General features: G+C 69.9%; 11 protein-coding genes. 6 read left to right on the top strand and 5 right to left on the bottom strand.

What is annotated here, in order from left to right:
• The first annotated feature begins 151 nt into the window (after nucleotides 1–151).
• The 3 genes from ACFY3L_RS28480 to ACFY3L_RS28470 all read left to right on the top strand — a co-directional run bounded on the left by ACFY3L_RS28480 (nucleotide 152) and on the right by ACFY3L_RS28470 (nucleotide 3,801).
• On the top strand, nucleotides 152–1,105 hold the full coding sequence (locus tag ACFY3L_RS28480) for a ricin-type beta-trefoil lectin domain protein (protein WP_389330410.1): 954 nt from the start codon (nucleotides 152–154) through the stop codon (nucleotides 1,103–1,105).
• A 218-nt stretch (nucleotides 1,106–1,323) separates the two neighbouring features.
• Nucleotides 1,324–2,205, top strand: coding sequence for an endonuclease III domain-containing protein (gene nth, locus ACFY3L_RS28475; protein ID WP_389330407.1), 882 nt, complete (start codon nucleotides 1,324–1,326; stop codon nucleotides 2,203–2,205).
• A 372-nt stretch (nucleotides 2,206–2,577) separates the two neighbouring features.
• A complete protein-coding gene (locus ACFY3L_RS28470; protein ID WP_389330404.1) occupies nucleotides 2,578–3,801 on the top strand; it encodes a glycosyltransferase family 2 protein in 1,224 nt (407 codons plus the stop codon).
• 306 nt (nucleotides 3,802–4,107) lie between these two features.
• On the opposite strand, the gene ACFY3L_RS28465 is transcribed toward ACFY3L_RS28470, so the two are convergent.
• Both ACFY3L_RS28465 and ACFY3L_RS28460 read right to left on the bottom strand, forming a co-directional pair.
• On the bottom strand, nucleotides 4,108–4,428 hold the full coding sequence (locus ACFY3L_RS28465; protein WP_389330401.1) for a helix-turn-helix domain-containing protein: 321 nt from the start codon (nucleotides 4,426–4,428) through the stop codon (nucleotides 4,108–4,110).
• Nucleotides 4,415–4,798 (bottom strand): type II toxin-antitoxin system RelE/ParE family toxin, encoded by a 384-nt coding sequence (locus tag ACFY3L_RS28460; protein ID WP_389330398.1) that lies wholly within the window; start codon nucleotides 4,796–4,798, stop codon nucleotides 4,415–4,417. The genes ACFY3L_RS28465 and ACFY3L_RS28460 overlap by 14 nt, the downstream gene beginning before the upstream one ends.
• A 211-nt stretch (nucleotides 4,799–5,009) precedes the next feature.
• On the opposite strand from ACFY3L_RS28460, the gene ACFY3L_RS28455 reads away from it, so the two are divergent.
• Both ACFY3L_RS28455 and ACFY3L_RS28450 read left to right on the top strand, forming a co-directional pair.
• Nucleotides 5,010–6,944: a HelD family protein gene (locus tag ACFY3L_RS28455; protein ID WP_389331370.1), complete on the top strand. Its 1,935-nt coding sequence runs from the start codon at nucleotides 5,010–5,012 to the stop codon at nucleotides 6,942–6,944.
• Nucleotides 6,945–6,998: 54 nt separating this feature from the next.
• Nucleotides 6,999–7,751, top strand: a complete 753-nt coding sequence (locus ACFY3L_RS28450) for a VOC family protein (RefSeq protein ID WP_389330395.1) — start codon at nucleotides 6,999–7,001, stop codon at nucleotides 7,749–7,751.
• Between the two features lie 6 nt (nucleotides 7,752–7,757).
• Here the strand turns inward: ACFY3L_RS28450 and ACFY3L_RS28445 are convergent, their stop codons facing one another.
• From ACFY3L_RS28445 to mqnE, 3 genes are read right to left on the bottom strand one after another with little or no spacing between them, the layout of a single operon-like run.
• Nucleotides 7,758–9,545 (bottom strand): M14 family metallopeptidase, encoded by a 1,788-nt coding sequence (locus ACFY3L_RS28445; RefSeq protein ID WP_389330392.1) that lies wholly within the window; start codon nucleotides 9,543–9,545, stop codon nucleotides 7,758–7,760.
• A gap of 44 nt (nucleotides 9,546–9,589) precedes the next feature.
• Nucleotides 9,590–9,871: a DUF4229 domain-containing protein gene (locus ACFY3L_RS28440; protein ID WP_389330389.1), complete on the bottom strand. Its 282-nt coding sequence runs from the start codon at nucleotides 9,869–9,871 to the stop codon at nucleotides 9,590–9,592.
• Nucleotides 9,872–9,880: 9 nt separating this feature from the next.
• Nucleotides 9,881–11,050: an aminofutalosine synthase MqnE gene (mqnE, locus tag ACFY3L_RS28435; protein WP_360566418.1), complete on the bottom strand. Its 1,170-nt coding sequence runs from the start codon at nucleotides 11,048–11,050 to the stop codon at nucleotides 9,881–9,883.
• 316 nt (nucleotides 11,051–11,366) lie between these two features.
• Here mqnE and ACFY3L_RS28430 point away from each other — a divergent pair, with 316 nt between their 5' ends.
• Nucleotides 11,367–12,905, top strand: a complete 1,539-nt coding sequence (locus ACFY3L_RS28430; protein ID WP_389330386.1) for a C40 family peptidase — start codon at nucleotides 11,367–11,369, stop codon at nucleotides 12,903–12,905.
• Nucleotides 12,906–13,068 lie beyond the last annotated feature (163 nt).

The raw sequence follows: 13,068 nt of genomic DNA, 5'->3' as shown, positions 1-13,068 counted from the left end.
TGACGATCGCCCGCGGGTGAGTCCGGAGGGTGATTTCTGAAATCACCCTCCGCAATCTCATCAGTACTCACCGATGGCCGTTACGGTCGGCGTCATGCGACCGCCGGTCCTGGCTGAGCCGGCGGCCCCGGGTGGAGGGAGCGGCCGGCGAATGACCGATCCCGGCATGACGAACGGCATGGTCGAGCCGGAACTCGACGGCGAGCCGCTCCTGGTGCGCCCGTACGTCCGCCTGCTCGCGGACCAGCACGCGGAGCCCACGGCCGAAGAGCCCTTGACCGAAGTGCCCCTGGGCGGTGAACCGGCGTCCGCCGGGCGACCCGAGGACGACGGCCGGCCCGCGACGACGCCCACCGACGTCCGCCTGACCCGCGCCCGTCCGGTCGGACATGTCCGCCGGCGCTACCTTGCCATCGGCTCGGGCATGCTGGTGCTCGTGCTGTGCGCCACCGCGCTCGGGCTGGGCCTCGGCGATCGGCCCGCGGCTCCCGCCGCGGGCCCGGCGGGGATGGCAGCGCCGAGGGGTGGCCTGCTCGGGACAGCCGCCGTGCCGGCCCCGCCGGCGTCGGACGCGCCGGCGACGGCCGGGGCGTCGACCACCCAGGCGATGGCCGGGGCGTCAGCTGTCGCGGGGACGTCGTCTGCGCCCGGGGTGTCAGCCGGCCCAGCGGATGCCGTCCCGACGACCGGTGCTCCCGAGCTCAACGGCCAGCCCGCCGTGTCGCCGACGCCCGCGGGCGAGTCCCGCACGGGCCGGATCACCGGCGCCTCCGGGCTGTGCCTCGACGGCACCGCCGACCGGGACGACGGTGGCGACAGGGTCCGGAGGTCGGACTGCAACGGCACCTCCGGCCAGGCATGGACCGTGGCGCAGGACGGCACCGTTCAGGCCCTCGGTCGATGCCTGCAAGCAGCAGGCGACCAGCCCCGGCTGCGGAGCTGCGACGGCGGGCCGGTCCAGCGGTGGCGGTCCGGGCCTGCGGGCTCGCTGATCAACCAGGCGTCGGGGCTGTGCCTCGGGAGCTCGGACAACGGGAACGGCAGGCCCCCACTGCGGATGGCGGCCTGCGACCGGTCCGATGCGCAACGATGGACCCTGCCGTGATCATGACCTGCCTGTCTGTAACGGGGTAGGCACGTAGAGCGCTACTTCTGGAGGGCACACCTCCGAAGTGGCATCGGCACCGGCGCGTGGAGCGCCGCTGGGCGGACCCGATGGCATCTCGGTCGTTCCTCGCCGTCCTGGACCCCTGCCGATGAGGTGTACGGATGCTGACCGCACTACGCCTGGCATGCGAAACCACGCCCGATCTCGCGGCAACCATGAGACTGCAGATCCCCGCGCTGGCCTGGCACACGACCGAGGCCGGCGTATGGCAACGCACCTTCCACCCGCACGGGCCGGGCATCCCGGTCCGGGTCGAGGCCGACCACGGCGGCCTGCGGTTCTCCTTCCGGTCCAGCACGGAAGAAGCGTTGCTGCGTGACGTGCTGATCGCCATGTTCCGCAACGGCGAACAGGTCGGTGGCATGGCCCTCGCCGGTCACCCGGCGTTGAGCACGCTGCGCCGGCACCACCGGGGCATGATCCTGCTGACCGGCTCGCCGTTCGAGACGCTCGTGCTGGCCATCCTGGCCCAGGGCCGGCCCGCCGACGCCGTGCGGAAGCTGTTCCCGGAGCTCGTCGCGGCGTGCGGCGGCCTCACCCCGCAGCGACTCGCGGCCCTGCCGCTGCCCAGACTGGCCCAGCTGGTCAGGCCGCTCGGCGAGGTCAAGGCCTCCCGCCTGCACGCCACCGCGGCGATCCTCACCAGGCGGGGCGCGACGGCATTCGACCGGCTGATCACCGGCTCCGGCTCGCGCGCACTCAATTACCTGATGTCGCTGCCCGGCGTCGGCACACATACCGCCGCCATCGTGATGGCGATCGTCAACGACGTGCCGGACATGGTGCCGATCGACCAGCATCTGCTGCGGGTCGCCCACCGGCTCGGCCTCACCGACCACGACGGCGGTCTCACCAGACCGGGAAGCCGCCGGGTCGCCGCGGACCTGCTCGCCTACGGCCCGGACCTGGCGCGCGTCCACCCACTGCTCCAGCAGGTCGCCTACGACACGTGCACCGCGGTCACCCCGGACTGCCGCCGCTGTTTCCTCGCCGAGTCCTGCCGCTATGCCGCCCGCACCGCGAATGCCCGGGTGTGACCCGAGAGATCGAATGGCCGCGCGACATCCACTTCCGGCCGGCGGCGTCGTGCCCGAACGGCAATTCGCACCACCGCCGGAAAAGACTCGATCACCTCAATCGAAATTCGTTCTTCCGGCAGAATTCGACGTAATCGCCCACCGGCGCCGCTGATTCATTCGACCGATTTCACCCGGGTGAAACGGCACCGAGTGCCTTGCGACCCCGCAATGACTTCAAGCAAAGTCGACTCCGCAAACAACATGCATTCGCGTCCGTCGTGCCGCCATCCCGTCCCGGGTCGACGGTTGATGAACAGCCACGCGAACCAGCGGAGACCCCTTTGCGAAACGAGGGTGTTGCCCGCACAAACCCCGAAGGGCGATCCAGTCGTGCGCTTCAACCTGACCGACGAGATGATCGACGTCGATCGCGACGCACCCGGGCGCGGCCAGCAGATCGACGGCGACCCCACCGTCGTCGTCCGCGCATTCCCGACGCAGCGCTCCCGCCACGGCCGGCCCACCACAAAGATCGTCGCCCTGGTTCCCGCCTACAACGAATCCGCGACCATCACCGGCACCATCCGTGCGCTGCAACGGCAATGGTCCCCGCCGATCGACCGGATCGTCGTCGTTCCGAACAACTGCAGCGACGACACCGCCCAGGTCGCCGCCGCCGCGGGCGCCGATGTGTTCGAGTTCCCCGGCCACAATCCCCACAAGAAGGCCGGTGCGCTGAACTGGGCCGTCATGAACCTGTTGCCCGGTCTCGCCGACGACGACTTCCTGCTCGTCACCGACGCGGACAGCATCCTCCATCCAGACTTCACCCAGCATGCCGTCAGAGCGCTCACCCGGCCCCGCGCCGGGCGCCGCTGGCGGCGACCCGTCGGTGCCGCCTGCGCCAGTTTCCACACGTCGCGCAACGGCACCACCCTGCTCGATCGGCTGCAGCGCAACGAGTACGCCCGGTTCGCGCGGCAGGTCGCCCGGCGCATGGACAAGGCGCTCGTGCTGTCCGGAGTCGCCACCCTGCTCCAGGTTCGCGTGATCCGGGACGTGCTCATCGCCCGCGGTCAGGGCCGGCTCCCCGGCTACCGCGGTGAGCTGTACCACCGCGACACCGCCACCGAGGACATCGAGCTGACGTTCGCGGTTCAGGCGCTCGGCTACCGACCGGTGGCGCCGTCGAAAGCGACCGCGATCACTGAGTCGATGCCGACCTGGAAGGCGTTGAAGGATCAGCGGATCCGCTGGCAGCGGGGCATGCTCGACAGCCTCCGCCTGTACGGGCTGAACCGGCGCACGTTCGGCACCTGGGTTCGCCAGCTCGCGATCTATGTCGGGTCGCTGTTGGCACCGGCCTATCTCGCGTTCCTGGCCATCTTCCTCGCCGTGACAGGCAGTTTGCCGTTCGACCCGCGATGGCTGCTGTTGACGGGTCTTTTCTTTCTCGAGCGTGTCTGGACGGTCCGGTCGGGTCGTCCCGGTGACATCGCGCTGGCGGCGGCGATGCTGCCCGAGTGGCTGTTCGAACAATGGCGCGCCGGCGTGTATTGGCTGGCGATGTGGAAGACGGTCCGCGGTGCTGACCGTGAATGGATCAATCCCTGAGGAGGAGTTCTCTTGTACGGAGGAAGTGTTGCCGGCGGGGTCGGCACCGGTGTTGCGACACTGCCGGTGACCGGTCTGGCGATCGGTTGGCAGCTGGTGCTCGCCGCCACGTTGATCATGGGCGGTTGCGCGCTGCTCCGGTTGGCGCCCCGCGTCCGGCGGCATCGCTGACGGCCGCTGGGGCCGCGCACACGTCGGCACGGTGCGCATGAACAACAACGGTGGCTGATCGGCTACACCGATCAACCACCGTTTCGCACCTGTCGCGACCTCGAAATCTGGCGCACTGCCGGCCCCGCCGAAGAGTCAGGCGACCTTGAGCTGTTCGTCGCCGAAGTCGGCGATCAGCTTCAGGGTGCCGCCGAGCGCTGCGATGTACCGGCCCAGCACATCCTGGGTGGAGACACTGCCGGCCTCGATCTGCGACACCCGCGCCACCGACACACCCATCCGTGTCGCGACCTGCTCCTGGGTCATCTCACGCCGCTTCCGCAGCTCCGCCAGCCGCCAGCCGCGAGCCTCGTCCAGCATCGCGCCGACGGCCGCCTCGAACGCGACCTGGCCACCCGCGGTGTCGACCGCACGCTCCAGGTGATCCGTGTCCCGCCAACGCTTAACGCCGCTCATCGCCGATCTCCTTCTCTCGCTCCTTCAAGTATGTGTCGTAGAGCTGCTCTGCCTCCGGTATCGCCTCGCGATACCAACGACTCCACTGACCGGACTTGTCACCGGCGATGAGCAGAATCGCGGAGCGCCACGAATCGAATACGAACAGAATCCTGATCTCGCTCCTACCGACCGACGGCGGTCGGAGCTCCTTCATGTTGGTGATCCGTGAGGCAGCGATGCTGTCGACGAGGGGCCTCCCCTCGCTTGGACCGCTTCGCTCCAGCACCAGGATGGCCTGATTGACCAGACGGTGCGTCTCCCGATCGACCTCGTGGAGCACATCGAGAAACTCCTCGACCTGCGACGTCATCAGAATCTCCCACTCCACCGCATCACCTCCTACTTAAGAATATTATTAACATCGCCGCACCTGGGGCGGCGACCGGCGGAAATTGGTGGAAGAGGGAGGTGCGCGGGGCGTAAGGTGGTGGACCGCTTGACGGCCGCGGTGAGGTAGGCACCGCAGCGGACGTCCCTACGCGCCGGGTCGACAGGTCCGGATACGCGAGCGAGCAGCTGCTGAGATTCCCCTGAAGGAAATCACCGTGCCCGCACTGGAAGACGAGCTCGCCGCTGAGCGAGCGCACCTGGAAGCCTCACGCAAGGCGCTGCGCCGGATGCGGGAGCACGCCGAAGACCTGTTCTCGACCGGCGACCAAGTGGCCGGGGACCCGTTCGCGGCGGAGACGCTGGGGCGGCACCTGGCCCGCAGGATCGCCGAACTCGCCGACAACCCCGACACCCCGCTGTTCTTCGGGAAGCTGGAGATCGAGGACGACAAGTTCCACGTCGGGCGGCGGCACGTCACCGACGTGGCCGGTGAGCCGATGGTGCTCGACTGGCGGGCACCGATCTCGCGGAAGTTCTACCAGGCCAGCGTCAAGGACCCCCAGGACGTCAGAGCCCGCCGCCGGTTCGGGTTCGTCAAAGGCGAGCTGACCAGCTTCGAGGACGAACATCTGCAGGCAGGCGAGGAGCTCGGCACGACCAGCCGGATCCTGCTGGAGGAGATCGAGCGGCCGCGCGTCGGGCCGATGCGGGACATCGTCGCGACGATCCAGCCGGAGCAGGACGAGCTGGTGCGGGCCGAGCTGGACGAGTCGATCTGCGTCCAGGGGGCGCCGGGGACCGGGAAGACGGCGGTGGGGCTGCACCGGGCGGCGTACCTGCTGTACCTGCACCGGGAGCGGCTCAAGCGGTCCGGGGTGCTGATCGTGGGGCCCAACAGCGCGTTCCTCAGCTACATCGCGAGCGTGCTGCCGGCGCTCGGCGAGATCGAGGTGCAGCAGTCCACCGTCGAAGGGCTGCTCGGTACACCGGCGACAACGGACGACGACGAGGCCGCGGCCAAGGTGAAGCACGACCCGAGGATGGCCGCCGTCCTCGCCAGGCGGCTGCACGGCAAGATCCGGAAGCCCGAGGAGCCGCTGACGGTGTCCGACGGGTCCTACCGGTGGCGGGTGTCGGCGGAGGCGCTGCGGCGGGTGGTCGACGACGTGCGGCGGGAGGCGCCACCGTACGGGATCGGCAGGGAGCGGGTGCGGGCCAGGATCGTGTCGCTGCTGATGCGGCAGTCGGAGGCGCGGCGCGGCGACTCGCCGAGCGAGGGCTGGCAGCGGCGGATGGGCAGGTCGCAGCCGGTGGTCGCGGTGCTGGACCACGCGTGGCCGGCGGTCACGCCGGAGCAGCTCGTGTTCGAGGTGCTCAGCGACCCGGCCGACGACCTTCTCGAGCCGCACGAGCAGGCGGCGATCGCCTGGTCCAAGCCGCCGAAGACGGCGAGGTCCGCCCGTTGGTCGCCGGCGGATGCGGTACTGGTGGACGAGGCCGCCGGACTGATCGATCGGGTGCCCTCGTTCGGCCACGTCGTGGTGGACGAGGCGCAGGACCTGTCGCCGATGCAGGCGCGGGTGATCGCCAGGCGCTCCGAGCACGGGTCGATCACGCTGCTCGGCGACCTCGCGCAGGGCACGGCGCCGTGGGCGGCGCTGGAGTGGCGGACCCTGCTGGCGCACCTGGGCAAGCCGGACGCGCGGGTGGTGCCGCTGACGACCGGGTTCCGGGTGCCGGCCGCCGTGGTCGCCCTGGCCAACCGGCTCCTGCCGGCGCTCGGTGTCGACGTGCCGGAGGCGCGGTCGCTGCGGACCGACGGCGCGCTGACGATCGGCGCGACGCCGTTGCAGGACGCGGTGCGGCAGGCGCTGACCTTCGAGGGGTCGATCGGTGTGATCGCGGCGGACGCGGCGGTCCCGGCGATCGCCGCCTCGGTGCGGCACGAGCGGGTCACGGTGCTGCCGGCGAGCCTGGCGAAGGGCCTCGAGTACGACCACGTCATCGTCGTGGAGCCGGCCGACATCGTCGAGGCCGAGCCGCGCGGGCTGAACCGGCTCTTCGTGGTCCTGACGCGGGCGGTGTCGCGGCTGGACGTCTTGCACGAACGTCCGCTTCCTGCGCCGTTGGATAGGGTGTCGTGATCACGCCCCGGATGTCACTATCTCGAAACAGTGTGACAACCGGGAGGACGCGGAATGCGAGTAAGGGGTTACGCGCCGGGTACGCCGTGCTGGGCCGAGGTCGGCAGCCCCGACCCGGTCGCCGCGCGGGCGTTCTACGGCGGCCTCTTCGGCTGGCAGTTCAACGACGACGGGCACTTCACGCTCAACGGCCGTGCCGTGGCCGGCCTGCGCACCGCGGGCCGGCCGGTCTGGCTGGTCTCGATCTCCACCGACGACCCGCCCGGCATCGCCGAGGCGGTCCAGCGGGCCGGTGGGTCCGTGAAGGTGCCGCCGGCCAGCGTGCGGGACCTGGGCACGGCGGCGGTGTTCGCCGACGCCGGCGGCGCGGTCTTCGGCACGTGGCAGCGCAGCAGGTTCGGCGGGGCGCAGGTGTCGTTCGAGCCGGGCGCGATCTGCTGGTATGAGCTGGCCTCCCACGACCTGGACCGGACGAATGCCTTCTACGGCGAGGTCTTCGGGTGGCACGCGGTCGGGACGGAGAACGCCGAGCCGTACTTCGAGCTGCACCACCACAACGACGCCGTCGGTGGGCTGCTGCCGATCGACGACCGGTTCCCCACCGGCCTGCCGGAGCACTGGACGGTGTGCTTCATGGTCGAGGACGCGGTCACGGCGTGTGAGCGGGTGGTCGAGCTGGGCGGCACGGTGGCCCGCAAGCCGATGGTGTCCTCGGCCGGCTGGTACGCCCGCGTCGCGGACCCTGCGGGCGCTCATTTCGCACTGATCGAGATTTCCGACGAGTACGGCTTTTCGGGCGGCCTCTAGAGAACGCTAGCCGCGGGTGATCTTGACGTCGTCGACGGCGGCCTCGATGAGGCTGGCGCCGGCGGCGTCGGTGGCCTCGATCAGCAGCTGGATCGTCTTGCCGGCGTAGGGCGTGAGGTCCGCGCTGCCCTCGGCCCACGCCGCGTCACGGTCGGCGGCCGCGCCGGTCCTGGTGAAGACCGCGGTCTTGGAGCCGTTCCGCACCACGCTGATCTTGAAATGGTCGGCGGCCGACGCGTTCGCGCCGTGCGCGAAGTACCACGACCAGGCCAGCGTCAACGGGCCGGCGGCGGGCAGCGCGATGGACGGCGACCGTGCCCCGGTGGTGCCGCCGTCGACGTCGTAGCTGCCGGCAGCGGTGCCCGCCCTGCGGCCGGTGACCAGGTCGTTGTCGCCGCTGACGGCGTCGCCGAGCTGCTTCGGGCCGTTCTGCCTGGTCGCCTCGGGGTTGCCGCGCTCCCACCGCCCGGCGGTCGCGGTGCCGCCGGTGGTCCAGCCCTTGGCACTCTCGAAGTCGTCGGCCCAGACCGTGTCGCCGCCGCCGCAGTACTGCGCCTGCTTGCCGATGATCCGGTAGACGCAGTCGGCGTACTCCGCGAGCTGCAGGCTCGCCTCCTTGTTGCGGGCCGTCTGCGCCGCGATCACGCTCGCCGGCGGGTAGAAGCCGCTGCCGTCGCCGACGCCGGGGTACATCTCGAACGTGTAGGCGAAGATGCCCTGCGTCGCCCACAGCCAGTCGATGACCGAGCCGTCGGTGATGTAGAGGTCGCTGGACTGCTGGGCGGTGTAGCCGTTGGACTTCGCCATCCCGGTGCCGAGGGCCTCGAACGCGGCCTGCTGGTCGGCGTTGAGCCCGGGCGTGGTGTCGGCGAACGTGTAGCCGAACGGCCAGAGGATCAGCTCCGAGAACGTGTGGAAGTCGATGCTCGCCTTGATCTGCTGGACCCCGTTGACGCGCCGGCTGAGCACGAAGTCGCGCAGTCGCTGGGTCTCGGGCGCGGAGAACGCCGCGTCGCCGTGGTAGGTCTCCGACGACGGGTTCGCCGACGACCCCCCGCAGCACCCGAACTGGTAGCTCCAGTTGCGGTTGAGATCCGTGCCGATGCTGCTGGACCCGGCGTTCGGCTGGCGGTTCTTGCGCCAGTTGCGGTATGCGCCGGTGGCGATGTCGTATTCGCCACCGTCGGGGTTGAGGTCCGGCACGATCCAGAGCTCACGGCTGTCGACGAGCTTCGTGATGCGGGGATCCTTGCCGTAGCCGTCGGTGTACAGCTTCACCAGGTACAGCGCCATCTCGACGGTCAGGTGCTCGCGGGCGTGCTGGTGGGCGCCGTAGAGAACCTCCGGCTCGTCCTCGTCCACCGCGACGTTGTCGGAGATCTTGATCAGTGGCATGTCGCGGCCCTGGTACGACGTGCCGATGCTGGTCTTGCGGGCGATCGCCGGGTGGTCGGCGACGGCCTTGTCCAGCTCCGCGACCATCTCGGCGTAGTTGTGGTACCCCGAGTCGGCGACGGGGAAGTCCTCGGTGCGGACCTCGGTGACGGCGTAGCCCTGGCCGCGGAGCCTGCGCACCTCGGACGGCAGGGCGGTGATCTCGGCCCGCCCGTGCTCGATCGCGTCGATCGCGGCGCCGCTGCGGGCCACCCGGTTGCGGTCCTCGAGGGTACGGACGCCCTCCACCACGTAGCTGCCGGACCGCTCGGCGGGCGCGGCGCCGGCGGGGTTGACCCCCACGAGCAGCAGCAGGCCGACGCCGGCGAGTGAGAGCGATACGGACAGCTTGCGGGCCATCGTGACTCCTTGGGTGGTCTGCACCAACCAAGGTTTAAGCGCTATTAGCCCGCTTTGGTGGTGCTTTCACCCCCATCTTCATCCCCGTTGAGCGCGGCGCGCAGACGTTCGCGCTTTTCCGTGCGGCGCTGGGCGGCGCCGACCGCCTGCACGGAGGCCTCCTCGCGGAGCCCTTTCAGCAGGAAGAAGGCGAGCGCGGCGGAGACCACCACGGCGATCATCAGCTTCAGCAGCACGCTGATGTCGAGCGGGACGGCGAACATCACCGCGGCGGCCAGGACGAACAGCCCGAGGCGGGCGAGGGAGTACTTCAGCAGTGCGGACATGATGTCGTTCTACGCCCAAACCTGCTGCGGCTCCGCCCGGCGCGCGGCGAGGGGCGTCGGCTTCTCGTACTCCCGGACGACCTCATACCGCGTGTTCCGCTCGACGGGCTGGAAGCCGGCGTCCCAGATCAGGTGGAGCAGGTCCTCGCGGTGCATCGTGTTGGGCGTGCCATAGCTGTCGGCATCGTGGGTGATCTTGTACTCGACGACCGAGCCGTCGAGGTCGTCGACGCCGAAGTTGAGCGAGAGCTGGGCGACGGACAGGCCGTGCATGACCCAGAAGCACTTGACGTGCGGCACGTTGTCGAACATCAGCCGTGACACGGCGAAGGTCTTGAGCGACTCCGCGGGCGAGGCCATCTTCGTGCGGGCCTGCAGCTTGTTGCGGATCTTGCCGTCGGCGGAGTCGACGAAGTCGTGCTGGTAGCGCAGCGGGATGAAGACGGTGAAGCCGCCCGTCTCGTCCTGCAGCTCACGCAGTCGCATGACGTGGTCGACCCGGTGCCGGGGCTCCTCGATGTGGCCGTAGAGCATCGTCGACGGGGTGCGCAGGCCCTTGCTGTGGGCGAGGCGGTGGATGCGCGACCAGTCCTCCCAGTGGCAGGCGTGGTCGACGATGTGCTGACGGACCTCCCAGTCGAAGATCTCCGCGCCGCCGCCGGTCAGCGACTCGAGGCCGGCGTCGATCAGCTCGTCGAAGATCTCGTCGGCGGGCAGGCCGCTGATCTTCTCGAACCACTGGATCTCGGTGGCGGTGAACGCCTTGAGCTTGACGCCGGGCAGCGCGCCCTTCAGCTCGCGGAGCACCTTCGGGTAGTACTTCCACGGCAGGGTCGGGTGCAGGCCGTTGACGATGTGCAGCTCGGTGAGCTGCTCGTCCTCCATCTCCTTGGCCTTGGCGACCGCCTCGTGGATGCGCATCGTGTAGGCGTCCTTCTCGCCCGGCTTGCGCTGGAACGAGCAGTACGCGCAGCTGGCGGAGCAGACGTTGGTCAGGTTGAGGTGCCGGTTGACGTTGAACATCACCCGGTCACCGTTGAGCTCGGTGCGCTTGTGGTGCGCCAGCTTGCCGAGCCAGACAAGATCGTCGCTCTCATACAGAGCGATGCCGTCTTCCCTGCTCAGCCGCTCGCCGGCGACGACCTTGGCTTCGAGTTCACGCTTCACACCTGCATCCACGAGGCCAGCGTACGTCGGCCCGGCCGGCGGGGAAGAGGCCCGGGCGCCAGTGCGGCGTTCATCTCTCTGTTCACCTCATCGCGAGCAAGCTGACATTGATCAGCCCTCGACGCTGATTGCTTCCGTGAGGTAAACAAAAGTGGGCAGAAACACGGTCGGGCGGCAGACCGACTGATCGATCGATCATGATCGACCAATGGCGGGCAGACCGACTGGGGACGGTGGCATGGACGGATTGGTACTGAGAGCGGCGAGTTATCCCGGCGACGAGTGGGTCCCGCCTGCCCAGGCAGAGGAATCCGCGCAGGTCGCAGCCATGGTACCCCGGCAGCGAGGGCAGCACTCGACGGGCCGGCGCGGCAGGATGTTCGTCGCCGCGGTCGTGTGCTCGCTGCTGTGCTCGCTGGTCCCCCGCCCCGCGTACGCCGATCCGGCCGGCACGATCCCCGACACCGGTTCGCGGCCGATCGCGTCCGGCACGCTCCTCATGCCCGGCCAGAGCGGCACCACCGCACCCGCGACCGTCGGCGGGAGCACCACGTCGCTGCGCGGCCCGCTCGCCACCCAGCTCGCCACGCTCGAGGTCTCCGTCAGCACGCTCGGGCAGAAGCGACTCCAGGCACAGCTCGACCTCGAAACCGCGCAGGCCGCGGCCGCCGACGCCCAGGACAAGCTGCGGCTGGCCACCGACCAGCTCGCCGAGCTGCGCAACCGGGCCGACTCGGCCGCCGCGGAGGCGTACAAGCGCGCGACGGGTCTCGGCCCGCTCGACGGCTATGCGCACAACCTGCACCAGTTCGGCCTGCTCGCCCCGGGCCTCGGCCAGCAGCCGGGCAGCCAGGAGAACGCCCGCGACCTGCTGCGCGCCGAGCAGGAGGAGGCGGCCGCCAAGCAGCAGTACGAGCTGGCCCAGTCGACCTACCTCGCCGCGCAGGGCACGTTCGCGCCGCTCGACGCCGAGTTCCAGGTCAAGGACGCCGAGTACAAGAAGCTCAAGTCCGACAACGAGCAGGCCGTGCTGACGATCGCCGCGCAGGAGGCGGCCGCGGAGCAGGGCCTCGGCACCGTCGACAACGTGCCGGTCGACGGCATGGTCGCCAACCCGAAGGCCCTCCAGGCGCTCAACTTCGCCCTCGGCAAGATCGGCAGCTGGTACGTCTGGGGCGACGAAGGCCCCAACACCTTCGACTGCTCGGGCCTGGCCTACTGGGCCTACGGGCAGGTCGGGGTCCGCGTGCCGCGGGTCGCCAACGACATGTACCACGGCACCCACGCGATCCAGGCGACCAAGCGGACCCTCGGCGACCAGCTGCTCCCGGGCGACCTGGTGTTCTTCGCCAGCGACTCCAGCGACTGGCGCTCGATCTACCACATGGGCATCTACGTCGGCGGCGGCAAGATGGTGCACGCGCCGACCACGGGTGACAAGGTGAAGATCGGGCAGGTCAAGTGGTCGCGCTTCTACGGCGCCACCCGGATCTTCGACGCCGTACGGGCGCCGAACGCGACGGCGACCGCCACCGCGTCGGCGACCGCGACGGCTTCCGCCACCGCGTCGGCCACTGCCTCGGCCACTGCCTCCGCCACCGCATCGGCGACGGCGTCGGCCTCGGCGACCGCATCGGCTTCCGCGTCGGCCACGGCGTCGCCGTCCGCGACCAAGTCGGCGACCCCGAAACCCTCCGCGTCGACGTCCTCCTCATCGCCCTCGCCGGCGCCGGAGCCCGAGGACACGACGCAGCCGCCGAGCACGCCGGCCACCACCGCCGCGGCGCCCATGAAGTCGGCCCTCAAGCCGTCCACCGCGGGGGCCAGCACGACCGCGCAGACCACGGCCTCCACGGCGGGCAACTGAGCATCCTGTACCACCGGACCGGCTCACGGGTCTCCCGTGGCCGGTCCGTTCGTTTCCGAACAATCCGGCGTCCGCGCACACGGTTTTGATCCAAAACCCGACCGAGGTCCGGTCCAGCGTTCCGTGACTTGATGTGGCACCGTGGACGCGTGACTGGCGGCGG

Origin of the sequence: Dactylosporangium sp. NPDC000521, from assembly GCF_042898305.1 — a bacterium.
Classification (GTDB): Bacteria; Actinomycetota; Actinomycetes; order Mycobacteriales; family Micromonosporaceae; genus Dactylosporangium.
The sequence above is the reverse complement of the archived record's forward strand: the minus strand, read 5'-3'. Positions and strand labels throughout refer to the sequence as shown.

Bases quoted from the DNA above. Each gene is read 5' to 3' on its own strand.
- ACFY3L_RS28430 (WP_389330386.1), top strand. From the start codon at position 11,367: ATGGTACCCCGGCAGCGAGGGCAGCACTCGACGGGCCGGCGCGGCAGG.
- ACFY3L_RS28480 (WP_389330410.1), top strand. From the start codon at position 152: ATGACCGATCCCGGCATGACGAACGGCATGGTCGAGCCGGAACTCGAC.
- ACFY3L_RS28465 (WP_389330401.1), bottom strand. From the start codon at position 4,428: ATGAGCGGCGTTAAGCGTTGGCGGGACACGGATCACCTGGAGCGTGCG.
- ACFY3L_RS28445 (WP_389330392.1), bottom strand. From the start codon at position 9,545: ATGGCCCGCAAGCTGTCCGTATCGCTCTCACTCGCCGGCGTCGGCCTG.
- ACFY3L_RS28450 (WP_389330395.1), top strand. From the start codon at position 6,999: ATGCGAGTAAGGGGTTACGCGCCGGGTACGCCGTGCTGGGCCGAGGTC.
- ACFY3L_RS28440 (WP_389330389.1), bottom strand. From the start codon at position 9,871: ATGTCCGCACTGCTGAAGTACTCCCTCGCCCGCCTCGGGCTGTTCGTC.
- nth (WP_389330407.1), top strand. From the start codon at position 1,324: ATGAGACTGCAGATCCCCGCGCTGGCCTGGCACACGACCGAGGCCGGC.